This window comes from Halobacillus sp. Cin3 (assembly GCF_947311855.1).
Taxonomy (GTDB): domain Bacteria; phylum Bacillota; class Bacilli; order Bacillales; family Halobacillaceae; genus Halobacillus; species Halobacillus kuroshimensis.
Map to the genome: position 1 here is coordinate 410,971 of NZ_CAMZMV010000001.1, position 22,088 is coordinate 433,058.

The 22,088-nt window shown below is 46.8% G+C and carries 28 protein-coding genes; 17 read left to right on the plus strand and 11 right to left on the minus strand.

Annotated features, from left to right (window positions below; translation table 11 throughout):
- The first annotated feature begins 3 nt into the window (after positions 1-3).
- The 9 genes from QMA39_RS02300 (at position 4) to QMA39_RS02340 (ending at position 8,879) form a co-directional block, all read left to right on the plus strand.
- On the plus strand, positions 4-939 hold the full coding sequence (locus QMA39_RS02300; protein WP_027953997.1) for an ABC transporter permease: 936 nt from the start codon (positions 4-6) through the stop codon (positions 937-939).
- A 1-nt stretch (position 940) separates the two neighbouring features.
- The gene (locus QMA39_RS02305) at positions 941-1,897 is read left to right on the plus strand and encodes an ABC transporter permease (RefSeq protein ID WP_281657895.1); all 957 of its coding nucleotides are present in this window, start codon (positions 941-943) and stop codon (positions 1,895-1,897) included.
- Between the two features lie 5 nt (positions 1,898-1,902).
- Positions 1,903-2,904: an ABC transporter ATP-binding protein gene (locus QMA39_RS02310; RefSeq protein ID WP_281658367.1), complete on the plus strand. Its 1,002-nt coding sequence runs from the start codon at positions 1,903-1,905 to the stop codon at positions 2,902-2,904.
- Between the two features lie 20 nt (positions 2,905-2,924).
- Positions 2,925-4,550 carry a peptide ABC transporter substrate-binding protein gene (locus QMA39_RS02315; protein ID WP_281657896.1) on the plus strand — a complete coding sequence of 542 codons (1,626 nt, stop codon included), beginning with the start codon at positions 2,925-2,927 and terminating at the stop codon, positions 4,548-4,550.
- A 55-nt stretch (positions 4,551-4,605) separates the two neighbouring features.
- Positions 4,606-5,526, plus strand: coding sequence for an LD-carboxypeptidase (locus tag QMA39_RS02320; RefSeq protein WP_027954001.1), 921 nt, complete (start codon positions 4,606-4,608; stop codon positions 5,524-5,526).
- Positions 5,527-5,542: 16 nt separating this feature from the next.
- A complete protein-coding gene (locus tag QMA39_RS02325; protein WP_281657897.1) occupies positions 5,543-6,640 on the plus strand; it encodes a dipeptide epimerase in 1,098 nt (365 codons plus the stop codon).
- Between the two features lie 13 nt (positions 6,641-6,653).
- Positions 6,654-7,601: a C40 family peptidase gene (locus QMA39_RS02330; RefSeq protein WP_027954003.1), complete on the plus strand. Its 948-nt coding sequence runs from the start codon at positions 6,654-6,656 to the stop codon at positions 7,599-7,601.
- Positions 7,598-8,611 (plus strand): oligopeptide/dipeptide ABC transporter ATP-binding protein, encoded by a 1,014-nt coding sequence (locus QMA39_RS02335; protein WP_281657898.1) that lies wholly within the window; start codon positions 7,598-7,600, stop codon positions 8,609-8,611. Before QMA39_RS02330 ends, QMA39_RS02335 begins: the two co-directional genes overlap by 4 nt.
- A 67-nt stretch (positions 8,612-8,678) precedes the next feature.
- Positions 8,679-8,879: a hypothetical protein gene (locus tag QMA39_RS02340; RefSeq protein ID WP_281657899.1), complete on the plus strand. Its 201-nt coding sequence runs from the start codon at positions 8,679-8,681 to the stop codon at positions 8,877-8,879.
- A 59-nt stretch (positions 8,880-8,938) separates the two neighbouring features.
- On the opposite strand, the gene crtI is transcribed toward QMA39_RS02340, so the two are convergent.
- The 7 genes from crtI to QMA39_RS02375 all read right to left on the minus strand — a co-directional run bounded on the left by crtI (position 8,939) and on the right by QMA39_RS02375 (position 14,766).
- Positions 8,939-10,405 (minus strand): phytoene desaturase family protein, encoded by a 1,467-nt coding sequence (gene crtI / locus QMA39_RS02345; protein WP_281657900.1) that lies wholly within the window; start codon positions 10,403-10,405, stop codon positions 8,939-8,941.
- Positions 10,402-11,511: a glycosyltransferase family 2 protein gene (locus tag QMA39_RS02350; RefSeq protein WP_281657901.1), complete on the minus strand. Its 1,110-nt coding sequence runs from the start codon at positions 11,509-11,511 to the stop codon at positions 10,402-10,404. Before QMA39_RS02350 ends, crtI begins: the two co-directional genes overlap by 4 nt.
- Positions 11,512-11,532: 21 nt before the next feature.
- Complete coding sequence (locus tag QMA39_RS02355; protein WP_281657902.1) at positions 11,533-12,195, minus strand: lysophospholipid acyltransferase family protein; 663 nt, start codon at positions 12,193-12,195, stop codon at positions 11,533-11,535.
- Positions 12,176-12,946 (minus strand): carotenoid biosynthesis protein, encoded by a 771-nt coding sequence (locus QMA39_RS02360; protein ID WP_027954008.1) that lies wholly within the window; start codon positions 12,944-12,946, stop codon positions 12,176-12,178. The genes QMA39_RS02355 and QMA39_RS02360 overlap by 20 nt, the downstream gene beginning before the upstream one ends.
- Positions 12,947-13,125: 179 nt before the next feature.
- Positions 13,126-13,629, minus strand: a complete 504-nt coding sequence (locus QMA39_RS02365) for a DoxX family protein (RefSeq protein ID WP_027954009.1) — start codon at positions 13,627-13,629, stop codon at positions 13,126-13,128.
- A gap of 456 nt (positions 13,630-14,085) precedes the next feature.
- On the minus strand, positions 14,086-14,415 hold the full coding sequence (locus QMA39_RS02370) for an S-Ena type endospore appendage (RefSeq protein ID WP_281657903.1): 330 nt from the start codon (positions 14,413-14,415) through the stop codon (positions 14,086-14,088).
- 21 nt (positions 14,416-14,436) lie between these two features.
- A complete protein-coding gene (locus QMA39_RS02375) occupies positions 14,437-14,766 on the minus strand; it encodes an S-Ena type endospore appendage (RefSeq protein ID WP_281657904.1) in 330 nt (109 codons plus the stop codon).
- A 183-nt stretch (positions 14,767-14,949) separates the two neighbouring features.
- Here QMA39_RS02375 and QMA39_RS02380 point away from each other — a divergent pair, with 183 nt between their 5' ends.
- From QMA39_RS02380 to QMA39_RS02390, 3 genes are read left to right on the plus strand one after another with little or no spacing between them, the layout of a single operon-like run.
- Complete coding sequence (locus QMA39_RS02380; protein WP_281657905.1) at positions 14,950-15,174, plus strand: DUF1659 domain-containing protein; 225 nt, start codon at positions 14,950-14,952, stop codon at positions 15,172-15,174.
- 18 nt (positions 15,175-15,192) lie between these two features.
- The gene (locus QMA39_RS02385) at positions 15,193-15,405 is read left to right on the plus strand and encodes a DUF2922 domain-containing protein (protein WP_281657906.1); all 213 of its coding nucleotides are present in this window, start codon (positions 15,193-15,195) and stop codon (positions 15,403-15,405) included.
- Between the two features lie 60 nt (positions 15,406-15,465).
- Positions 15,466-15,609: a YvrJ family protein gene (locus QMA39_RS02390; RefSeq protein WP_084162987.1), complete on the plus strand. Its 144-nt coding sequence runs from the start codon at positions 15,466-15,468 to the stop codon at positions 15,607-15,609.
- Between the two features lie 33 nt (positions 15,610-15,642).
- Here QMA39_RS02390 and lepB read toward each other — a convergent pair whose 3' ends face one another.
- On the minus strand, positions 15,643-16,164 hold the full coding sequence (gene lepB, locus QMA39_RS02395) for a signal peptidase I (RefSeq protein ID WP_027954014.1): 522 nt from the start codon (positions 16,162-16,164) through the stop codon (positions 15,643-15,645).
- 301 nt (positions 16,165-16,465) lie between these two features.
- Between lepB and QMA39_RS02400 the strand changes: the two genes are divergently transcribed.
- Positions 16,466-16,615, plus strand: a complete 150-nt coding sequence (locus QMA39_RS02400) for an aspartyl-phosphate phosphatase Spo0E family protein (protein WP_084163063.1) — start codon at positions 16,466-16,468, stop codon at positions 16,613-16,615.
- A 102-nt stretch (positions 16,616-16,717) separates the two neighbouring features.
- Here QMA39_RS02400 and QMA39_RS02405 read toward each other — a convergent pair whose 3' ends face one another.
- The 3 genes from QMA39_RS02405 to QMA39_RS02415 all read right to left on the minus strand — a co-directional run bounded on the left by QMA39_RS02405 (position 16,718) and on the right by QMA39_RS02415 (position 19,661).
- Positions 16,718-17,557: an S-Ena type endospore appendage gene (locus QMA39_RS02405; RefSeq protein ID WP_281657907.1), complete on the minus strand. Its 840-nt coding sequence runs from the start codon at positions 17,555-17,557 to the stop codon at positions 16,718-16,720.
- 190 nt (positions 17,558-17,747) lie between these two features.
- Complete coding sequence (locus QMA39_RS02410) at positions 17,748-18,137, minus strand: S-Ena type endospore appendage (protein WP_281657908.1); 390 nt, start codon at positions 18,135-18,137, stop codon at positions 17,748-17,750.
- A gap of 375 nt (positions 18,138-18,512) precedes the next feature.
- Complete coding sequence (locus QMA39_RS02415) at positions 18,513-19,661, minus strand: aminotransferase A (RefSeq protein WP_281657909.1); 1,149 nt, start codon at positions 19,659-19,661, stop codon at positions 18,513-18,515.
- A 109-nt stretch (positions 19,662-19,770) separates the two neighbouring features.
- On the opposite strand from QMA39_RS02415, the gene QMA39_RS02420 reads away from it, so the two are divergent.
- The 4 genes from QMA39_RS02420 to QMA39_RS02435 all read left to right on the plus strand — a co-directional run bounded on the left by QMA39_RS02420 (position 19,771) and on the right by QMA39_RS02435 (position 22,073).
- Positions 19,771-19,920, plus strand: coding sequence for an FbpB family small basic protein (locus tag QMA39_RS02420; RefSeq protein ID WP_084162988.1), 150 nt, complete (start codon positions 19,771-19,773; stop codon positions 19,918-19,920).
- A 111-nt stretch (positions 19,921-20,031) separates the two neighbouring features.
- Positions 20,032-20,901, plus strand: coding sequence for a patatin family protein (locus QMA39_RS02425; protein ID WP_027954019.1), 870 nt, complete (start codon positions 20,032-20,034; stop codon positions 20,899-20,901).
- Entirely contained in the window at positions 20,898-21,602 is a 705-nt protein-coding gene (locus tag QMA39_RS02430; protein WP_281657910.1) for a DNA alkylation repair protein, read from the plus strand. Before QMA39_RS02425 ends, QMA39_RS02430 begins: the two co-directional genes overlap by 4 nt.
- A 63-nt stretch (positions 21,603-21,665) precedes the next feature.
- Positions 21,666-22,073: a hypothetical protein gene (locus QMA39_RS02435; RefSeq protein ID WP_281657911.1), complete on the plus strand. Its 408-nt coding sequence runs from the start codon at positions 21,666-21,668 to the stop codon at positions 22,071-22,073.
- Positions 22,074-22,088: the final 15 nt, after the last annotated feature.

Sequence of the window (22,088 nt, forward strand, 5' to 3'; positions counted from 1 at the left end):
CGCGTGGTTACATACATATTGAAACGTTTGGTTTACATGATTGTTACCGTTTTCATTATCGCTACGTTAACATTCTTTCTCATGAACCTGATTCCAGGATCACCGTTTAACGAGGAAAGGACCACTAATGCAGCGGTACAGCAGAATTTGGAGGAGCATTACCATCTAAATGAGCCGCTCGCTGTTCAGTACATTCTCTATTTAAAATCCATCATCACTCTTGATTTTGGTCCTTCGATCAAGCAGCCGACCGAAACAGTGAATTCACTGCTTGGCCGGGGTTTTCCTATCTCGGCTGAACTCGGAATCTGGACGGTTCTGATCGCGCTGGTATCCGGGGTGGCTCTCGGAGTGTTTGCAGCTTTAAAACATAACCATCTCATTGATTACATGGCAATGACCATCGCTGTTCTCGGCATCTCCATTCCAAACTTTGTTCTGGCTACCATGCTGATCCAACAGCTGGCTGTACAGCTGGAATGGCTGCCGGCAGCGACCTGGAGTTCTCCTGCTCATATGGTTCTCCCTGTACTCGCTCTTGCAACAGGGCCGATGGCGATTATCGCCAGGCTGACTCGATCGAGCATGTTGGAAACCCTGACCCAGGACTACATAAAAACAGCCCGTGCCAAAGGGCTTTCTCCCTACAAGGTCGTTGTAAAACATGCATTGAAGAATGCCTTAATGCCGGTCGTGACCATAATGGGGACCCTCCTTGCAGGAATTTTAACAGGCACTTTTGTTATCGAAAAGATCTTTGCTATTCCGGGCATGGGCAAATATTTCGTAGAAGGGATCAACCAGAGGGACTATCCGGTCATTATGGGAACGACCGTATTTTACAGCGCTTTTCTCGTATTCATGCTGTTCCTTGTTGATATTGCCTATGGCTTTTTAGACCCGCGTATCAAACTTCATAAGGAAGGAGGGAGCAGTTGATATGTCTGCTTTAAAAGAAAAGCAACGGGATGATTCGCATTCATCGATTCCGGATGAGTGGTTCCGGCCAAAAGAGAAAAACATCGATGAGGCTGAGTCTGTTGTCCGTCCTTCCCTTTCGTACTGGGAAGATGCCTGGCGCAGGCTCAGACAGAACAAATTGGCAATGGCGGGGTTTGTTTTTCTCATTCTGCTTGCCGTCATGGCGGTGATCGGCCCATGGATTTCTCCGTATACCGTGTCCGAAGCTTCACTGGCTGATCAAAATCAGCCCCCATCTCTCAATCACTGGTTCGGGACGGATGAACTCGGCCGTGATGTGTTCACGAGAACGTGGTATGGAGCGAGGATTTCTTTGTTTGTCGGTTTGATGGCCGCCCTGATTGATTTTTTTATCGGAGTCGTTTATGGAGGGATCTCCGGTTATAAAGGCGGCCGTACGGACAACGTGTTGATGCGGATCATTGAAATTTTGTACGGCCTTCCTTACCTGCTCGTTGTCATTCTTCTGTTAGTCGTTATGGGTCCGAGCCTTTTGACCATCATTATTGCTCTTACAGTAACCGGATGGGTGGGGATGGCAAGGATTGTCCGTGGACAGGTGCTGCAGTTGAAGCACAACGAATTTGTAATGGCTTCCCAGTCCTTTGGTGCTAAAACGAAACGGATCATCCTGAAAAATCTGCTGCCTAATACGATGGGCCCCATCATTGTACAAATGACGCTGACCGTTCCGACAGCGATTTTCGCAGAAGCCTTTTTAAGTTTTCTCGGCCTCGGCATCCAGTCTCCCTATGCCAGCTGGGGAGTCATGGCCAACGATGCTCTCGGTGTCATTTTGTCGGGAGACTGGTGGCGGTTATTTTTCCCGGCCTTCTTTATTTCAGCGACGATGTTTGCATTTAATGTGCTTGGGGACGGGCTGCAGGATGCGCTCGATCCACGTTTAAGGAGGTGAGGATGTTGAACAAAATTCTTGAGATTCATAATCTGCACATTTCCTTTAAGACGTTCGGAGGAGAAGTGCAGGCGGTACGAGGAGTCAATCTCGACTTGTATGAAGGGGAGACGCTTGCAATTGTAGGAGAATCCGGCTGTGGAAAAAGTGTCACAGCCTCAAGCATTATGCGCTTAATCCCGACACCTCCGGGACAGATCAAAGAGGGAAGCATTCTTTTTAAGGGACAGGACATGACGAAATGGTCCGACAAAAAAATGAGAGGTATCCGCGGTGTCGACATATCGATGATCTTTCAGGATCCAATGACAGCCTTGAACCCGACGTTGACCGTCGGAGATCAGCTTACAGAAGGGCTCAGACAGCACCGGCGTGTGACGAAAAAAGAAGCGGATGCCCAGGCTGTGGACATGTTGAACCTCGTCGGCATTCCAAATCCTGATGAACGGATGAAGCAGTATCCGTACCAGTTTTCCGGCGGAATGCGGCAGCGGATTGTTATCGCCATGGCTCTTATCTGTGAACCGGAGCTTTTGATAGCCGATGAACCGACAACAGCCCTTGATGTAACGATTCAGGCGCAGATTCTCCAGCTGTTTAACAAAATTCAAAAGGAAACCGGCGTCTCGATTATCCTGATCACACACGATTTGGGTGTGGTTGCGAAAGTGGCGGACCGAATCGCGGTCATGTATGCAGGTAAAGTCGTCGAAACAGGTACAAGGCGGGAGATTTTTTATGAGCCACAGCATCCCTATACAAAAGGGCTTCTGCATTCCGTTCCCCGTCTGGATCAAAAAGGAGAAAAGCTGATTCCGATTGACGGTACGCCTCCGGATTTGTTTTCACCACCGGAAGGCTGTCCATTTACCGCCCGTTGTCCGGCTGCTATGGAAGTTTGCAGCAGGATTTATCCATATTCAACGGTCCGCAGCGAAACCCATGAGGTGGACTGCTGGCTTCAAGATGAGCGGGCGGAGAAATACTCAGCAACCATTCAATCATAATCAAGGAGAGGGGTAGTACGATGAAAAAGTGGCTGCATGTTTTATGGGGGATTGCAATTATTACTGTGCTGGCGGCCTGTACAGCCAACAGTTCCAGTGAAGAGGACAATGCTGAAGGTGACCAGGCAGAATCAGGAGACACCAAAACATTACTGCTCAATAATGGGGAAGAGCCGACGTCCTTTGACCCTCCGATGGGATTTGATTCCGTTTCGTGGAACGCTTTGAACAATCTGATGGAAGGAATGACCCGGCTCGGGAAGGATCACCAGCCTGAGCCTGCTGCGGCAGAGAAGTGGGAGATTTCTGACGATGGGACCGTCTACACATTTATGATTCGTGAGGATGCCAAATGGTCCAATGGCGACGATTTAACAGCAGGAGATTTCGAATTTGCCTGGAAACGTCTTTTAGATCCTGAAACGGCCTCACCGGCTGCGTTTCTCGGCTATTTCATTGAAGGTGGAGAAGCGTTTAACAATGGAGATGGATCAAAAGAAGATGTGATGGTGGACGCCGTAAGCGACAAGGAACTGAAAGTGACCCTCTCCTCACCAACCGGTTACTTCCTGAATATTATCTCCAACCCGGCGTTCTTCCCGATTAATGAAAGTGTGGCGGAAGAAAATGCCGAATGGTATGCGGAAGCGGACAGCTTTGTAGGAAACGGACCGTTTACGTTGGATGAGTGGAAGCATGACAGTGAAATGACCTTCAAGAAAAATGAAAACTACTGGGACAAGGATACAGTCAAGCTTGATGAAGTTCACTGGGCCATGGTCAATGATACCAACACAGAATATCAGATGTATGAAAGTGGGGAACTGGATACGACGAACATCCCGGCCGATATGTCTGAAGAGCTGATGGAAAGTGATCAGCTGAAGGTTCAGGATCAGGCGGGCACCTACTTTTATCGTTTTAATGTAAACGAAGAGCCGTTCCAGAACAAGAAAATCAGACAGGCGCTTGCGATGGCTGTCAATCAGCAGGACATCGTCGATTATGTAACGAAAAACAAAGAAGCACCTGCTTACGGATTCGTTTCCTACGGATTTGAAGGCCCCTCCGGTGAAGATTTCCGTGAACAGAATGGAAACCTTGTAGAGTTCAACGCTGAAGAGGCGGAAAAGCTGCTGGAGGAAGGGATGAAGGAAGAAGGCTATGAAGAACTGCCTCCAATCACTCTTTCCTATAATACAAGTGAGTCACATAAGAAGGTTGCAGAAACAATCCAGCAGATGTTCAAGGAACACCTGGATGTTGACGTCACCCTTGAAAATGCAGAGTGGAACGTATTTCTCCAGAATCAAAAAGACTTGAAGCATCAGCTGTCACGGAGCTCCTTTATTGCCGACTATGCCGACCCAATTAACTTCCTGGAAAGTTTCGTCACCGATTCATCCATGAACCGGACGGGCTGGTCCAATGACGAGTATGATCAATTCATTGAAAAAGCGAAAAATGAAACTGATGAAACGAAGCGGTGGGAGCATATGTATGAAGCAGAGAAGATTTTATTTGAAGAGATGCCGATCTTCCCGATCCATTTCTACAACTTCGTTCTGCTCGAAAAAGAAGGCGTATCGGATGTCATCCGTCACCCTGTCGGCTATCTTGAATTGAAATGGGCAGATAAGGAGTAACAACTAAAGGGGCACCCGGCTGAGCCGGGCTTGCCTCTTCTCTATGGAGGAGTCTATGCAGAAACCAAAACGATTACAAAAAGGAGATACGGTCGGGGTGATTGCTCCAGCCAGCCCTCCGGATCTAACGAATTTATCCAATGCGCTGCCATTCCTGCATTCGCTGGGGTTGAACGTCATGATCGGACCAAACGTTAAACGGACATACGGTTATCTGGCGGGCACAGACCGTGAACGTGTGAACGACCTGCATCAGATGTTCAGAGATCCAGCCATTAAAGGGATTTTCTGTGCCGGAGGAGGGTATGGGACCAGTCGTCTGGCGGCTTCCATTGATTACAACATGATCCGCAGAAACCCCAAAGTATTCTGGGGCTACAGCGATATTACTTTTTTACATACCGCCATCCAGCGTCAGGCAGATCTTGTCACATTTCACGGACCGATGTTGAGCTCGGATGTTGGGAAGCCTGACTTTGATGATCGTTCAAAACAGCGGTTTACCCAGCTGTTTCATCCGGAGACATTTACGTATACCAATGAGACATCACCGTTACAAGTGATCTCTAGAGGGACAGCTTCAGGCAGACTTGTGGGTGGAAATCTTTCCCTCCTTGTCAACTCCATCGGCTCTCCTTATGAAATCGATACAAAGAACCGGCTTTTGTTGATCGAGGATGTCGGTGAGGAACCATACCGGATTGATTCTTTCTTAAGTCAATTAAAGCTTGCAGGTAAACTCGACGAGGCCTCCGGTATCGTCGTAGGTGATTTCAGTGAGACCGAACCTAAAAAGAAAAAAGAGACAATTGAACTTCAGGAAGTGTTTCGTCATTACTTTGCTGATCTTCAAAAACCGGTCCTCTCAGGATTTAGAATCGGTCACTGCCTGCCTCACTATGCTGTGCCTCTCGGGGTGGAGGCGGAACTGTGCAGCAGCGCGAAATATTTGAGAATTGCCGCAGGTGTTCAATAACGAAAGGGGGAAAGCGATGAAGATCCAGTCCGTGGAAACAATGAGGGTGGCCGTTCCATTACACAAACCATTTATAACCGCTCTTCGTACGGTGACCGTCGCCGAATCCATCTATGTGAGGATTGAATTTGATAACGGCCTGACAGGCTGCGGGGAAGCCCCGCCCACCCATGTCATCACAGGGGAATCGCTCGGAGGTATTGAGAACACGATCAAGGAGGTATTGACGCCGGTGCTAATAGGCTCCGACATATTGCATAGAGAAGCCGTGTTTGAGTCTCTCCATAGGAGCTGTGTAGGAAATACCAGTGCCAAAGCAGCCGTCGATATGGCATTATATGATGGGCTTTCTCAAGCTGCCGGACTTCCTCTCTATCAATTTCTTGGAGGATGGACGGACCAATTGGAAACGGATTATACCGTAAGTGTTAATACTCCAGAGGAAATGGCGGAGGACGCTGACGCCTATGTCCAGCAAGGATTCCGCGTCCTGAAAGTGAAAGTCGGTAAAGACAGTATCCACCATGATATTGAACGCATACAAGCTATTCATCAAAGGATAGGGAAAGACGCTGCCATACGTCTCGATGCTAATCAAGCGTGGACGGCTAAAGAAGCTGTTTACGCCATCCGTGAGATGGAAAACAGGAAGCTTCCGATCGAACTGGTGGAGCAGCCGGTTAAAGCGGGAGACATTGATGGACTTAAGATAGTGACGGATGCTGTAAGTACGGTGATTATGGCTGATGAGAGTGTGTTTTCTCCTGAAGATGCCATACGCATCTTAAAAACAGGAAGCGCAGATATGGTCAATATTAAATTAATGAAAAGCGGAGGCATCCATAAGGCCCTGAAAATTAATGCGGCTGCTGAAAGCTTCGGCGTCCCTTGCATGGTGGGGAGTATGATTGAAACGAAACTCGGCATTACCGCAGCTGCCCATTTTGCTGCCAGTCAGAAGAACGTAACGAAAGTAGATTTCGATGCTCCACTCATGCTTACAGCAGACCCCGTTGAAGGAGGCGTGCATTACAATCAGTCGGTTATGACTCTGCCAAAAACGCCGGGTCTCGGCATTTCCCGGCTCTCTATGAAGAATACCTGGATTTCATAAAAGGAGGAAGACCATGGCAAAGACACCAGCAATTGAAACAGTCTGGGTGGTGGCCGTCCCAGTAGCGACCGTCTGGACGGCACCAGACTCCCCGAGGGACTGTGATGAAGCAGGCCTATCATCTGTCAGTTCGATGCCCGAATGGCTGAACAAGCTCGATCATAAACAGAAACTGGCGCTCTGCGATGACAATCTCGTTCAATCCCAGCTTTTATACGGCGAAGAAGTGATCGTCGAAGACATGAAGGACGGGTGGGCACGCATTATTATTCCACATCAGGCTTCGAAAAAAGATGCCCGGGGGTATCCCGGCTACATCCCTGAAAGGCAGCTTAGTGCTCTGGCGGATTCCAAATGGAAGGGAAATGGCATGCTTGTTGTCCATGATAAGCAGGCGATGCTTCTGGATGAAAAACGCCAGCCGTTCCTGGAACTCAGTTACCTGACTTCTCTTCCCGTCATTCAAGAGGAGGGCGTGCTGATCAAGGCCCGCACCCCTCATGGGAAAGGCTATGTATCTGCAGAGGCAGTCACGGTTTACCCTTCTGGTGAAGCGGTCCCGAAAGGCAGTGGAGCTGCCATTATAGAATCAGCAGAAACCTTCCTTGATCTGCCTTATTTCTGGGGAGGGATGAGTGCATATGGGTTTGACTGCTCAGGTTTCGCTTATGCGCTGCACAAAGCTCATGGCTACATCATTCCGCGTGACGCCACTGACCAAGTGACCAAAGGAGTGGAAGTACCGATCGATCAAAAGCAGCCTGGCGATCTGCTGTTTTTTGCCTATGACCAAGGTCAGGGACGTGTCCACCATGTCGGGTTCTATTATGGAGACGGAAAAATGCTTCACTCTCCGAATATAGGGAAGAGCATTGAAATCATTGAGCTGAAGGATACAATTTATGAAAAAGAACTGTGTGCGGTACGAAGATACTGGGAGGAAGCGGAGGAGGCAGGATGACGATGGAAAAAGTATTGGAAGTCAAACAATTGAAAAAGCACTTTGACATCGGCAGAAACAAATCGTTGAAAGCTGTGGACGGCATCAGCTTTGATGTATATGAAGGGGAAACGTTCGGCCTTGTCGGGGAGTCCGGGTGCGGCAAATCGACCACAGGCCGTACGATGATGAATCTGTATTCCGCCACAGCTGGAGAGGTTCTATATAAAGGGAAAAGTGTTCATAACCGTAGTGAACAGGAGCAGTTCCACTTGAAAAGAGAGATGCAGATGATCTTTCAGGATCCTTATGCTTCTTTAAACCCAAGATCCACAGTAGCGGAAATTATTGCGGAACCCATGGAAATTCACAAGCTCTTCCGAACAAAGCGGGAGCGGATGGAACGGGTGCATGAACTGCTTGAAGAAGTCGGGCTCAATCGTGATCATGCCAATCGATATCCACACGAATTCAGCGGCGGGCAGCGGCAGCGGATCGGGATTGCCCGCGCTCTTGCTCTTGATCCATCCGTCATTATTGCTGACGAACCTATTTCTGCGCTCGACGTTTCTGTTCAGGCTCAGGTGGTCAACCTGTTGGATAGGCTGCAGGAGGAGAAGGGGCTCACTTATTTGTTTATTGCCCACGACTTGTCTATGGTGCAGCATATATCCGACCGCATCGGGGTGATGTATTTAGGTCACCTCGTCGAGCTGACAACCAGTGACCAGCTTTATAAAAAACCCCTCCATCCTTATACAAAAGCGCTGTTGTCTGCGATTCCAATTCCTGACCCGGATTTGGAAGATGAGCGCGAACAAATGATTATTGAAGGGGAAATTCCCAGTCCGATTGATCCTCCGAGCGGGTGTGTGTTCCGGACAAGGTGCCCGGCAGCAATGGACCGTTGCGCAAAGGAAGTACCAAAATGGCAGGAGGTTGAAAGTGGACACTATACAGCCTGTCACTTGTATAACGAAGACGATAGGTCAGGGAAGGATTTACGGAGCCGATCAATCTCCCTTTCCTGATGCATTTCTTATTTTTTTGAAACGATTGGCTGCTTGTTTCGTATAGACAGAAGAAGGAGGCAGCCTGGTGAAAAAATATCTGACTTTTATAAGTAGTTTTGTCGTACTCTATTTTTCCTATCAATATCTCTCTGGTATGATTTTGACGATCCAATATGATCCTGAGACAGGCGGAGCGGGAAGTGGTCCATCCCATCTGTTGATCCTTGTCGTGATGGCCACCGTATCCTATTTCCTGTCTTGTCTGCCAAAAAGAAAACAGGCATAAACTTACATAATAAAAGAGGCTGCCGAATTTCCGGCAGCCTCTTTTTGCAGGTGTGACATTCACTCGATATGGACAATTTTTCCGATGATTTGATTAGCTACGTTTTCTCCACTGAGAACGACCATCGGGGAACCACCACCGGGATGGGTACTGCCACCACAGAACCATAAGCCTTTCAAGTCCTGGGATTTGTTGAACGGCCTCATAAATGCCTGACTCCTGCTGTTGGAGGAAGGGCCGTACAGGGAACCACGATAGGCTCCGAATGCCGCTTCAATTTCCTCCGGGCCGATGACCTTCTCATACACGAGATGATCACTGATGGGGATGCCGGCCTTTTTCAGCTTGTCATAGATCAGCTCTTTGTAATGGTCCTTATTCTGCGGATGCGCGCCAACGGCTGGAGCATTGACGAGAATAAAGCAATTATCCCCTTTAGGAGAAACATCGGGATCTGATTTTGCTGAAGTACAGATATAAATTGTTGGATCGTCGGCATAACCTCCAAGGGATAGCTGCCGGAACTCTTTTTTGTAATCACTTGAAAAGAGCAGATGATGGTGGTGCAGCTGGGGAAGATAGGTATCCAGTCCTGCCATGATCACAAAAGCAGAAATGGAAGGATCATAGGAAGCGAGCTTTTCGTCACTCATTTTTTTTCTTTCCTTCTGATCGATGAGTTCCGGGACTGCCTGGAGCAGATCTCCGTTTACGATGACATGATCTGCTTCAAAGAAATCGCCATCCTCTGTTTCGACGCCTACTGCACTTCCTTGATACGTATGGATTTTTGATACAGGGGTGCCGCTGTATAGATGGACACCGGCTGCTTCTGCTGCTTGAACGAAGGCTTCCGCAATTTTCGTATTTCCGCCTTTCACATAATACACACCATCATTCCATTCAAGGTGGGCAATCATACTGAATGTGGCTGGAGCCTGATAAGGATTGGAGCCGATATACGTTGAGTACCGGTTCAAGGCCTGAATGATATCAGGATTGGTAAAGTACTGCCTGAAAAAATGATCCATCGATTGGAGCGGACGTACCTTCATCATGCTTTTCATAAGGGCGGGAGACAGATAATCCTTCCATCCGTTGAATGTTCTGTGCAGGAAATGCTTCCGGGACATATGGTAGAGCCGTTCGATCTCCTTCAGAAACGGTTCATAAGCCTGGTACCCGTTAGGATCAAGCTGCTTCAGCTGTTTTTTCATAACATCCTGATCGGTGGAAAAATCAAAGGTCGTGCCATTCGGAAAGACATTTCTCGTATGAGTGTCAATCTTTTCAAAGTCGAGAAGATGAGGGGAGAGTCCAGCTTTCGACAGAACTCTTGTGAAGACATCCGGCATTGTCATAGTATTGGGGCCAAAGTCGAAGTGATAGCCCTCTTCGTCTACGGCCATCATTTTGCCTCCAAAATGGGTGTTCTTTTCAAACAATTTCACATCTACGCCTTCACTGGCCAGGTGGACCGCAGCGGAAAGACCACCGAGTCCACCCCCGATAATGACTGCTTTCATTGATACGACCTGCCTTTCCATTGATAGGTACGTCCTCGTTTATGTACAAGCATGGATGCCCACATCATCGCAATCAGCAGCATTCCTGCTACAGGCATGAGAAACGACAGCCACAAGGGGTGTCCTGTCCGTGCATCCACATACATTTTGAACGTAATCAGCAATACATAGGGAAGCAGCAGGTAAAGAGCTCCTGTTATCATGCCGAAAATGGCAAGACCTCCGGGGAGTACAAAAAGAATGGCATACAAAAGGGTGAGAAAGACGACCATCCAAGTTGAACGCCCGATGCCGGTGTATAGGTTTTTTTTAAAGCCTGCCCACGTTTCCTGATTGGATTCATACATATACGAAAGAGCCGATGATGTAATATTGGCAAGGATCATGCGGTAACCGTTCTTTTTCATTTCACGAGCGAGATGAACATCTTCTACAAGCGAATCCTTTACCGATTCATGGCCTCCGACCGCCAGATAAGCCGATCGTTCAATCACAATAAAGATACCGCAGGCTGCTGTAAACATCGGCTTTGTCGTGCGGTTGGCCATGAAAAGTGGAAGGTGAAGCAGCACGACCATATGCTGAAGAGGGACAAGCATATGGCTGAGGAAATGATGATTCGGATAAAAAGGGAATCCACTGAGCATCGCTGCTTTTCTTTTTTTCATTGTTCCCAGTGTCTTTTCAATCACTGTAGGAACGACTCGTGCATCAGCATCCAGGAAAAACAGGTAATCGCCTCCTGCCTTTTTTGAAAGCTGGTGACACGCGTGTACTTTACCGTTCCATCCATCCGGCAGCTCCTTCCCCTGCAAAACGGTAAAACGGGCATCCTCCACAGTAAGAGAGAGCAGTTTTTCATAGGTGCCATCCTCAGAATGATCATCGAGAAGAAGCATTTCAAGATTCGGATACGTGAGTGATGATAACGAGCGGATCAAGCCTTCCACGTTATCCACTTCATTGCGGAGCGGGACGAGCAGGGAAACTTTTTGATCCGCCTCTTCGTGTTTACCTGCCCGCAAGGGATATAGGAATAAACTGTTAACCATTGTCCATACGTTCATGACGACTAAAAGAAGGACAAAGATAAAAAACCATAGCAATGACGGCAGCCTCCTTTCTGTTTAAATAGGGTGGAACAGCTGATGGTCTTCCTGGACGACTCGTGTCCGGAGTTCATTCAGCTGCTTCGTGGCGGCTGTTTCAAAGTAATGTGTCATAGATTTCCGATTGAGCTCGGAGTACCCCTCCTGTGGAAGAGGCTCTCCGATTGTTATGTAAGCATTCGGTTTTCGTTCATGCTCCAGGGCATAATAGATGGAAACAGGCACCACGTTGACGTGTGGGGCTTTTTGAACGATATAACTGATGCCTGAAAAAAACTCAAGGGGACGTTTTTCCAAAGGCTGTTCCGCCCCCTGGGGGAAAATCCATACCGTTTTTCCTTTAGATAACAGATCGGCACTATAGGAAAGGGATTCCATAAGATGCTTCCGGTTGCTGCTGTTGATCGAGAAGGCGCCAATGCTCCTGAAAAAGGGGAATTTCTGCAGCCCATCCTCATGCATCATGCCGTACCCGTCGGAATGGATGACCTGATCATTCAAATAAAAAATGAATAAAGGATCCCACCAGGCGGAATGATTGATGAGAAACATGGTGTTTTCTTTCGGAACCGATTCTGGAGCATTCAGCAAAATCCGGTTAAAATGTATGTTCAGGAACATCCGGTTGAAACGGGTGAATCCCCATTCGATGACCGGACGTTTATGAGACGGCTTGAACATGTTTTTTCCTCCAAAAATAAAGCGCATACCAGCCCGCTGTTAATAGAGCGACAAGCGTAATTGCTAAATACAGTCCCCCGGTAAATGCCATACAGATAAATAAGAACACCATCAGCCCGAACACCAAAGCCATTCGTTTCGGCCACGTTCCTTCATTCACCAGGTTATCCGGATTCCAAATCAGGAATACGAGGTGGAAGAAGGCAGCGGTGACAAACCAGCCGGTGAAATTGCTGAAAGGAATGTCATAATAGAGGCCGGGTTCCTGCCAGATCCAGTATTCTTTTACTTTATAGGATACTGGATCGAGAATAAGATCGATTGTTACAGCGCACAACGCTCCCGTTAAAAGAAACGTAAGGAAGCGGGTGAAGGATGGAAGGCCGCTGGAAATGACACGTGCGATTTCGTGGGAGCACCCGATGATCAAGAGCCAGGCAAACCCAATGGTGACAGGGGTGTCGGCGATCTTTATCCCAAAGTCCTGCGTGTAGTCATAGGTTCCGAACAGGAAGTTGTAGGCCACCCCTAAATGCTCGACATAAATACTGGCAGCAATAATGAACAAGCTGTAGAGGATGCCTGTTCTTTTTCCATACATATGTATAAAATACAGTCCGGCGACAATACCGGCAGCAATTAGGAACACACTGTTGGCCCATTCGAGCCAGGGGGGCAGCCAGTCAAAGGTGACCAGGAATACGCCGCATATGTACCAGAAAATGAAAAAACGGAAGATATAAGTGGACATAAACGCACCTCAATTTCTACGAAGAATATCAAATATATAACAGGGTCGAGACCTCCTTTCATGATACCTCATCCATATAGAAAATAAACAATATTTTGCATTCAATCTGCCGGAATACAGGGCTTCTTTTCAAATACAAAGAGCAGGCATGTGCCTGCTCTTTGTATTTGTCTATTCTGTTACGTATGAGCCAGCTGCCCTTTTCGTATGTGAGGCAGGCGTTTCTGCATGAATGGAACGATCCAGTGATCCAGGCCGTACCGCCCGGCGTTGATACCAGCAGCAAGGATAAAGACCGTCAGGATGACCATCTGTGGATTCGTGCTGACTGTACCACTGAATAAGAAAGCAAAATTCATCAGGATGCCTCCAAAGGCTGCGGCTGTTGTAAATAATCCAAGGATAAGAGCGATACCCGCAAGAATTTCCCCCCACATGACGAGCTGTGCGAATAATGTATGATTCGGAAGCGCGAACCCCTCAAGGAAAGCCGCCCACCATCCTTGTACGGCCGGGTGCTCGCCTGCCGCCTGACTGATAGCTCCCTGGAGGAATCCCTGAACTTCAAAACCGCCGGTCAGCTTACCAATACCCGCTTTCAGCCACGTCACACCGATATAAACCCGGATGACCGCTAATACAGCAGCCGCTATTTTATTGGTTCTCAAGAAATTATTCAACATATTGCTCACTCCTTCATATGTTTTGTTCAGTATTTCACATGATTGCCGGCATCTTTCTTACAATTCAATTATACGATGAATCAAGTGCATGAATGGTATATTGCTCACTATTTCACAAGATGGCCATAAACTTTAGAATAAATTGTGAACGGTGGGTGTAAAAGAAGGTTATCGGAAAACAATCCCGTATAAAGAAGAGAGGAACGCCTAAAATAAACGAAGCGGATGAAAGCGTTTTTTGTTAGAATGGGAGTAGAGAGAGGAGTGGGAAGATCATGGAAATTGTCATGAATGTTGTGAGCATCGTCGTTATGCTGGGGTTGATCGGCCTCACCATTTTTGATCACGGTTAATACGTAGAAAAGGAATGCCCGGAAACCATTTGTAATGGTTTCCGGATTTTTTCTTTTATAGAAGTTGTCTTATTTGAATAAGGTTTTCATTTTAGTAGATTGATTAAGCAAGAACACGTTTGTAAAGCGTGATGCAGTACGTTCCACTGTCACCAAGTCCAGAGGTGATCGTAAAGGAAGTCGGACTGTTGACGCTGACAGAGTCGGTAACACCAGAGCCGGCAGTTAAAACCCCTGGAGGTACGCTGACAACAGCGCCGGATACGGAACCTAGGCTGGTAGCTGAGTTGAAAATCTGGAAGGTTCCGGAAATGTAACTTCCGTCTGGAGCACTCCATACTTCTTCTGCTGTAAGCACCCCATTGAAATTCCCAGAGATTTTTTCCTGAACGACCATCGCCTGCGGGCTGCAGGCAGAATGTGATTGACACATTTTATATCTTCTCCTTTTACATCAGGCTAAAACACGTTTGTATAATGTAATGCAGTACGTGCCGCTTACTCCAGCAAGGGTGGTTACCGTAAATATTGAAGGGTTATCCACACTTTCGGAAATTGTGTTCCCTGGGAGGGCTGTCAAAATGACATCTCCAGCGGTGACAATATTTCCTGTACTTAATGCAGAATTAAACACTTGGAACGTAGCTGAAATGTAACTTCCTTCTGGAGCTTCCCACAGGGGTTCAGCTGTCAGCAATTGATTGATATTCCCACTGATTTCCTCCTGAATGATCTGTGCCTCAGGGGAACAGGCAGAACCGCAATCCGAGTAAACACCACACATCTTCATTCCTCCTTGAGCCTCAATTTTTAAACAATATAGTAATAATCTATGAACAGTCGTATAAACAGCTTGTGTACACGTCTATGAAGATATATTCATTTATGATTTAGATTTAGAAAAACAAATAGGGGGACACCGATCTGCCTGCCTTTTCGATTATAGAAGTGAGAGGAGGTGAGAGACATGGCCGTAATAAACACCCGCATGGATTCCCGTCTGCAGCTGGTATTAGTTGTTGGACAGGATGAGGATGGAAACATGGTTTACAAGACGAAATCATTCAACAACATGAAAACAGAGGCAACCGATGAACAGCTTTACCGAACAGCAGCTGCCCTTGCTCCGCTTCAACAACACGTCATGGAAGAAGTCGCCCGAGATAACCGCTCGATTCTTACTGAAGAATAATGACAGGGAGGTCAAATGATGAAAAAGCTGGAGCTCAAATTTTTAAATGAAGAAAAAAGAACAGTGACGATCAGTCTGGATGATCCTCTGGAACCGGTGGATCCGGCAGCCGTGAACGCTGCGATGGACGAAATTCTCGTTCAGGACTGCTTCACTTCGACTGGAGGAAGTCTTGTATCAAAGAAAGAAGCCCGAATTGTGGAACGCAACGTCTTTGATATTACGTTGTAAATGAGGAAAGCCGCCCCGGAAATGCGGGCGGCTTTTTCTATCAAAAGGAGGATGCTGCCCTTGGACACATGGATATCCATTATAGCGGATGTCGGCTTTCCTGTTGCGGTGACATTTTATCTGCTTCACCGGATTGAAGGAAAACTGGATCAGCTCATTGAAACGATGCATCAGTGGCCCGAGAAGCTGATCAATCAAAAATAAAAAACATCCAGCCATTACAGGCTGGATGTTTTTTTAATTGGTTAGACCCCATTGATTGAATGGATAGATGACCAGTTCTGTACGGCCGATGATTTCCTCTTCTTCAATAAAGCCGAGACCATTGCGGCTGTCTTTACTGATGGAGCGGTTGTCTCCCATAACGAAATATTTTCCGTCTGGAACATCGACAGGACCATAATCTCTCGTTGCGGACGCGGCATCCTCACTTAGATATTCCTGTGTCTGTTTCTCCCCGTTGACATAAAGCTCGTGGTCCCTGATTTCGATGGTATCCCCCGGCTGCCCGATGATTCGTTTTACATAACTTTTAACAGGACGTTCAATGATAACGATATCTCCACGCTCAGGTTCATCTATATAGTAGATAATTTTATTGAACATGACTCGTTCACCGTTTTGAAGAGTAGGATCCATACTGGCACCCTCTACGATAGACGTGGCGAAGAAGAACGTTCTTAGAATGAAGGCCAGTGTGATGGCGACGGCAATGGCTTTCAACCATTCCAACCATTCATTTTTAGATTGTTCAGACAATCTCATCTTCCTTTCTCGATGAACAGAAATGATTTCGCTCTTATTTTACCATATTGGTTAAGAAATGAAAGGGAGATCGATTTCAATGTAATGGATATGTAACATAGGAGAGAGAGGAACGGCGTCTTTCTATGTCGAATTGTAAATTGTTTTAGCATATATCTTTACAAATGGAATGAAAATTGAGATAATTCTTTTCGTGCAGGTTGGACAGGCGAACAAACATTCCTTTTGCTTACGTATATGAAAGAGATAAATACAAAAAGATAGGACTGGCAGGAGGTCGTCGCACGTGCAGGTCATGGATAAAGAGACGATGCTGGAAGAGATTGAGCACCTTCGTAAACGAATGATGGAGGTTGCCAATGAGAAGGGATTCTCCAGTGTGGAATCGGTTCAAATCAGTCAACGGCTGGATACATTACTCAACGAGATTCAACATAAATCATAAAACTTACAGGGCCCAGCGTTCTGTAAGTTTTTTTTATGTACCTGCCTTTTAGGATGTATAGTAGGGAACCGAAGAGCAGGTCAGTTTTTTCGCTTGATCCAGTCAGCGAAGGGGATGGCTGGAAGGGCGGAGCTCACATTCCAAGGCTGTTACAGCGATGGTGGCAGGATGTGTTACTTTTACGGATTGGCAGATATCAATGAGCAGCTCCAGGCAGAGGCAGTGTTTGATTTTCGTAATCATTTGCACCCTGCAGGAAAAGCTGGTCACTTCATACTGGATCAACGTGCCGGGCGGGGCGCAGAGGAGGAGCTTTTCCACTTGCGAAAAGGCACATACGCATAGGCACCCATTCGGCAGTTTGACACCCAGAGATCCTTCTTTACATAAAGTAACTTCATGAAGGATGATTTTTTTCCCCGAGGGCAGAAGAACAGGTACTTCTTTTCTCTGTCCGATTTCCCGGAAGGTCAAGGATTCAGGACCAGTTTTCCTGCAGTACGCATCCGTTAAGAAACAGGTGTAAGCATCGCAGTCGAATGGCAGCTCATTCTTTCCTTGAGGCAGGATGTAATTCAAATCCAGGCAGTATTTTCCTCTGATAACTACATCCTTCGTACGGAGTATTTCAAGGCTTTCGAAATTCTGGACAGTCCTGCTGAATGTGTTCCCTCTCCGGCCATTTATTTTTTTCCCATTTATAAATATACAAAGATCGCTCAAGTCTCCCTGCTGAAGGTTGAGGACAATGGTCCCTGTAATCGGTTCAGTCAACAACGACTGCCATAGTAGTTGACGGGAATGATTCGCCAATGAGAAGTTACCACAGACTTCATCTATAAGAACATCATCACGATATGAAATGGTTAAGCACTTCGTAAATTGAAGGGATGCGGTAATCCAGTCATACACTTTTTCTGTTTGTATCCAATGCTTATCCATAAGATCCCCCCTTCTAGAATAGTAGCCGGCCATTCTGAAAATACATAACAGATGTCATTCTCATGCTGTTTCTTGAATGGCGGGTAATTTTTTATGGGTAGTATATCAACGTGGATCATTCCACTCCGCTTTATGTAACCTCGATGGTGTCAAAAGAGGCAGGAGTTCAACCTGAATCCTGCCCTGTCATTTATAAGCGGTAGTTTGCGTTGATGCAGTATTTTCCTCTGCAGGAGTTTCCTGCCGCCGCATCTGTGTTACATATAATCCGGACTTCATCAAATGTCTGGACCGTCACTGATCGTGTGTTCCCATTACTTCCCAAGGTTGCCAGTGGAATTGTAAAGGTTCCCACCACAACGCCGCCATTGGCTATATACACAGTCAGAGGGTCGGCACACCCGGTATCATAAAAGACACTGATGGTACCGGCATCAATCGAAAAACTTGATGTCCAGACCGTTTCAGCAAGGTCGAATGCCGGGTCGGCCGTATTTGTTAAACAATCGATTGTAAAGTTTCCGCAGAACTCATCCATAGCAAATTGACCACCGCGGTCGGGACAACAACAATTCGCCATTCGTTTTCCTCCTTGAATCGTTTTAGTCACAGCCTATGAAATAAATATGAAACTGCATAGGTTTGTGTACTAGAGATAGGAATGTTTTTAAAATCAGGCGCATCCGATAAAAAAGACACATCCGGCACGGATGTGTCCTAAAAACGATTAAGAAAATTCCAGGTTGTCGGCTTTCCTTAGTTTCTCTGATAAGGGGTTTGTTCCTGTTATCTTGCGAATAAAGGTTTATTTTGAGAAACGTTGATCGCAATTAACCATTGATAAAGGATGTGAATCGCAAAGACCAAGGGACGATGCAGGCATCCACCGGTAAGCAGAACGTGACCACCTCCACATGACTTTTTTGCATCTGCAAGCAGTCACACGTGTTTTCTGTTATTTCAAGTATTTCTCAAGTCTATCGAGTCCTTTTTTCAGTGTCTCCATGCTGTAAGCGTAGGAAAGACGCATATATCCTTCTCCATAGGTGGAAAAAGCACCCCCCGGCACGAGAGCAAGACCAGCCTCATCTACCAGCTCGACGGCTTTATCTGTGGTCGTTTTACCATCCAGGGGGAATTGGATAAACAAATAAAAGGCGCCGTCCGGCTGAGCGAATGATAATCCCATTTTTTTGAGGCGCCCGGCTGCATAATCGCGTCGTTCCTTATAAGCATCACGCATGTTCTCCGCTTCCTGCTTCTGATTGGACAAAGCTTCCAGAGCGGCATATTGGCTGATCGAGGTAGCGCAGGACACGTTATATTGATGAACTTTCAATAAGTGCCGGGACAACCATTCCGGTGCAAGCAGATAGCCGATCCGCCAACCTGTCATGCTGTGTGACTTGGATACTCCGTTAACGACGATGACGTTGTCGCGGACATCCGGAATAGAAGCAATGGATGTATGAGGACGTTCATAGACGAGTTCACTGTATATTTCATCGGCAATAAGGAAAATTTCCTTTTTCTTAACGACATCGGCAATATCCTTCAACTCATCTTCTGTTAGAGAAACACCAGTCGGGTTGGAAGGGTAAGGAAGAATAACCGCTTTTGTTTTCTCAGTGACATGTGACTGAATGATATCCCCGGTCAGTTTAAATCCTTCATCACTCGTATCTGCAAATACCGGTATGCCGCCAGCGAGCCGGATCAATGGTTCATATCCAGGATATACAGGGCCGGGAAGAATAACTTCATCTCCAGGATGGAGGATAGTACGCAGGGAAAGATCCAGCGCTTCGGATGCTCCGACGGTAATAATGATTTCCTGTTCGGCATCATAGGAAAGACCATAGGATGCGGCCGCATGATGCTGGACCGCCCGGCGCAGCTCGATGAGACCGGCATTATGTGTGTAGCTTGTCTGGTTATTTTCAATCGCCTGGATGCCTGCCTGTTTAACGGTATCAGGCGTAGGGAAGTCCGGCTGGCCGATGGTCAACGAAACGACGTCTTCGTAACGACTCACCATATTGAAAAAACGGCGGATCCCGGATATTTCAATATTTTTAACCGCAGGGTTGATCAAGTGTTCCATTGTATCTCTCCTCTTTTACATAAAGTTAACAAAATGTTCAAACAATTTAAGTATTTAATTTGTTGAATTTTGTTATAATTTAAACTGAGATAAGGAAAGGAAGTGTAGAATGAGATCGATTCACCGTTTATCTTTTGAAGAACTCGTTGATCGTAACAAGCAGCAGCTGCTGCAAGACGAAGAAGCGATTGAAGAAATTGAAAGACAAATAGATGAAAAACATACAAATAAACTTCGTCCTGACCTTTTTGTTAATTGATTACTGGACTATAAAAAGCGGCCGCCTCCAAGGGGCTGCTTTTTACATTTTCATAGGAACGTGGCAGAATGTAAAGCATAAACCATAACTATTTTCAGGCAGGTGATCCATATGAACGATGTTGGTTTAGTGTTGGAAGGCGGCGGGATGCGGGGAGCTTATACCGCAGGAGTCCTGGATTATTTTCTTGATCAGGGTCTGCATTTCCCCTATGTTGTCGGAGCCTCTGCCGGCGCTTGTAATGGCAGTTCCTATGTAGCGAGGCAGCGGGGAAGGAATTACCGGGTCATTGTTGAATACGGAGATCATCCCGAATACATATCCTATAAGCGAATGCTTACGAAGCGGCAGTTGTTTGGCATGGACTTCCTTTTCGATAAGCTTCCAAATGAACTGGTCCCTTTCGATTATGATTCATTTATGAAACAAACGACGAAGTTCGTCGTAGCGACAACAGACATGGATTCCGGCAGACCGGTCTTTTTTGATTCCTTCCATGACAGGGAAAGTCTACTGAAAGTCATCCGGGCTTCCAGCTCGCTTCCAATGATTGCCCCCAGCATTGACTTCGGTGGATTTCAACTCATGGACGGCGGCATTGCCGATCCGATCCCATTGCAGCGTTCAATTGATGACGGCAATCAAAAGCATGTCATCGTCCTGACAAGAAATGACGGGTATACGAAAGAAAAGTCCAAAGCGGGCTGGTACTTGAACCATCGGTATAAAAAGTTTCCGAACTTCGCCAAAACGATGACAGACCGCCATATTCACTACAACGCTCAGTTGGAACACGTAAGAAAATTGGAAGAAGAGGGCAGGGCTCTCGTCATCCGTCCCCGCCAGCCGCTTGTGGTCAGCCGAATTGAGAGGAACCGTGACCGGCTGCATAACCTCTATACGCAGGGCTATCAAGAAGCAGAGGATCTTGGAGAACAGCTGACAGATTTCCTCCAGTTATCTAAGGCGGGACGTCCATGAGCACTGAACGAATCGTTTCTGAAATCAATGCTGCATTGGCGGAACACCGGGATGACCAACAACGGCAGCCGATGGAAACCTATATGAAAAACCACTTTCCATTCTATGGAATCAAAACGCCCGAAAGGAAAAAAATCCTGGCCCCCTTTGTGAACGACAGTAAAACCTTCAGGGAGAAAGAACGATTCGAAGTGGCGTTTCAACTTTTTCAGATGCCTGAAAGGGAATGTCATTATGCAGCCCTTGCTGTATTGGAAAAAGGGAAAAAGGCCGTTTCTCCGGAGGCGGTGGAGTTTTACAGAGAGCTTCTTTTGACGAAACCGTGGTGGGATACCGTTGATATGATCGCTTCCCACCTGTGCGGTGAATATTTTAAGCTTTACCCACAACAGCTGCGTCCATATACAGAACAATTCCGCGATTCGGACTTTATGTGGCTGCGGCGTGCTGCACTGCTTTTTCAACTGAAGTACAAAGGAGAGACAGACCAAGCCCTTTTATTTGAAACCATCCTCTGTTTAAAAGACGAGAAGGAATTTTTCATAGAAAAAGCCATCGGATGGGCGCTCAGGGAATATAGCAAAACCAATCATGATGCTGTTATCAATTTTTTGTCAACGCATGAATGCCGCCCTCTAAGCCGCCGGGAGGGGTTGAAGTGGCTGAAGAACAAACAGCCTCACCTTCTGGATCGCCTCTAGGTTTATTCTTTAAAGCTCCTGTTCATAATGGATAGGAGAACAAGGATAAAGGAGACATACAGGATGAATATAGGTGAATGGCTGGATCCTCACTTTTTAGAAGAACCAATCCAATGGCTGGATGAAGATATCCTTCAGATATTCGGTATGGAGCCGGAATACATCCAGTTTCTACTGGTGTTTGCTTTCATGGGGGCATTGATGTGGGTGGTGAAGCCGGTGGTCGAGTGGCTGATGCTGCGAAACTGGCTCCTCTTTTTAAGCGGCGGGGCCTCTGTATTGATCGCTCTCGTTTTCCTGCAGATGGTGGACAGGTATGCCATGTCTGGAACAACATCCACACTGCCGGAATACTACTGGTTCATCTGCCTTTCCGCTATCAGTGGTTACGGTCTCGCCCTTGCCGGGTGGCTGACGGTAAAACAGGCGTACCTCAGATTCGCGAAGCGGAAAAGAAGGAAGGCTGCTTGAACTCTCTTTTAAATG

Bases quoted from the DNA above. Each gene is read 5' to 3' on its own strand.
- QMA39_RS02330 (WP_027954003.1), top strand. From the start codon at position 6,654: ATGGCAAAGACACCAGCAATTGAAACAGTCTGGGTGGTGGCCGTCCCA.
- QMA39_RS02420 (WP_084162988.1), top strand. From the start codon at position 19,771: ATGAGATCGATTCACCGTTTATCTTTTGAAGAACTCGTTGATCGTAAC.
- QMA39_RS02320 (WP_027954001.1), top strand. From the start codon at position 4,606: ATGCAGAAACCAAAACGATTACAAAAAGGAGATACGGTCGGGGTGATT.
- QMA39_RS02360 (WP_027954008.1), bottom strand. From the start codon at position 12,946: ATGTCCACTTATATCTTCCGTTTTTTCATTTTCTGGTACATATGCGGC.
- QMA39_RS02430 (WP_281657910.1), top strand. From the start codon at position 20,898: ATGAGCACTGAACGAATCGTTTCTGAAATCAATGCTGCATTGGCGGAA.
- QMA39_RS02435 (WP_281657911.1), top strand. From the start codon at position 21,666: ATGAATATAGGTGAATGGCTGGATCCTCACTTTTTAGAAGAACCAATC.
- QMA39_RS02380 (WP_281657905.1), top strand. From the start codon at position 14,950: ATGGCCGTAATAAACACCCGCATGGATTCCCGTCTGCAGCTGGTATTA.
- QMA39_RS02400 (WP_084163063.1), top strand. From the start codon at position 16,466: ATGGATAAAGAGACGATGCTGGAAGAGATTGAGCACCTTCGTAAACGA.
- QMA39_RS02375 (WP_281657904.1), bottom strand. From the start codon at position 14,766: ATGTGTGGTGTTTACTCGGATTGCGGTTCTGCCTGTTCCCCTGAGGCA.
- QMA39_RS02305 (WP_281657895.1), top strand. From the start codon at position 941: ATGTCTGCTTTAAAAGAAAAGCAACGGGATGATTCGCATTCATCGATT.
- QMA39_RS02410 (WP_281657908.1), bottom strand. From the start codon at position 18,137: ATGGCGAATTGTTGTTGTCCCGACCGCGGTGGTCAATTTGCTATGGAT.
- QMA39_RS02355 (WP_281657902.1), bottom strand. From the start codon at position 12,195: ATGTTCAAGCCGTCTCATAAACGTCCGGTCATCGAATGGGGATTCACC.
- QMA39_RS02315 (WP_281657896.1), top strand. From the start codon at position 2,925: ATGAAAAAGTGGCTGCATGTTTTATGGGGGATTGCAATTATTACTGTG.
- QMA39_RS02405 (WP_281657907.1), bottom strand. From the start codon at position 17,557: ATGGATAAGCATTGGATACAAACAGAAAAAGTGTATGACTGGATTACC.
- QMA39_RS02325 (WP_281657897.1), top strand. From the start codon at position 5,543: ATGAAGATCCAGTCCGTGGAAACAATGAGGGTGGCCGTTCCATTACAC.
- QMA39_RS02415 (WP_281657909.1), bottom strand. From the start codon at position 19,661: ATGGAACACTTGATCAACCCTGCGGTTAAAAATATTGAAATATCCGGG.
- QMA39_RS02335 (WP_281657898.1), top strand. From the start codon at position 7,598: ATGACGATGGAAAAAGTATTGGAAGTCAAACAATTGAAAAAGCACTTT.
- QMA39_RS02370 (WP_281657903.1), bottom strand. From the start codon at position 14,415: ATGTGTCAATCACATTCTGCCTGCAGCCCGCAGGCGATGGTCGTTCAG.
- QMA39_RS02365 (WP_027954009.1), bottom strand. From the start codon at position 13,629: ATGTTGAATAATTTCTTGAGAACCAATAAAATAGCGGCTGCTGTATTA.
- QMA39_RS02425 (WP_027954019.1), top strand. From the start codon at position 20,032: ATGAACGATGTTGGTTTAGTGTTGGAAGGCGGCGGGATGCGGGGAGCT.
- QMA39_RS02385 (WP_281657906.1), top strand. From the start codon at position 15,193: ATGAAAAAGCTGGAGCTCAAATTTTTAAATGAAGAAAAAAGAACAGTG.
- crtI (WP_281657900.1), bottom strand. From the start codon at position 10,405: ATGAAAGCAGTCATTATCGGGGGTGGACTCGGTGGTCTTTCCGCTGCG.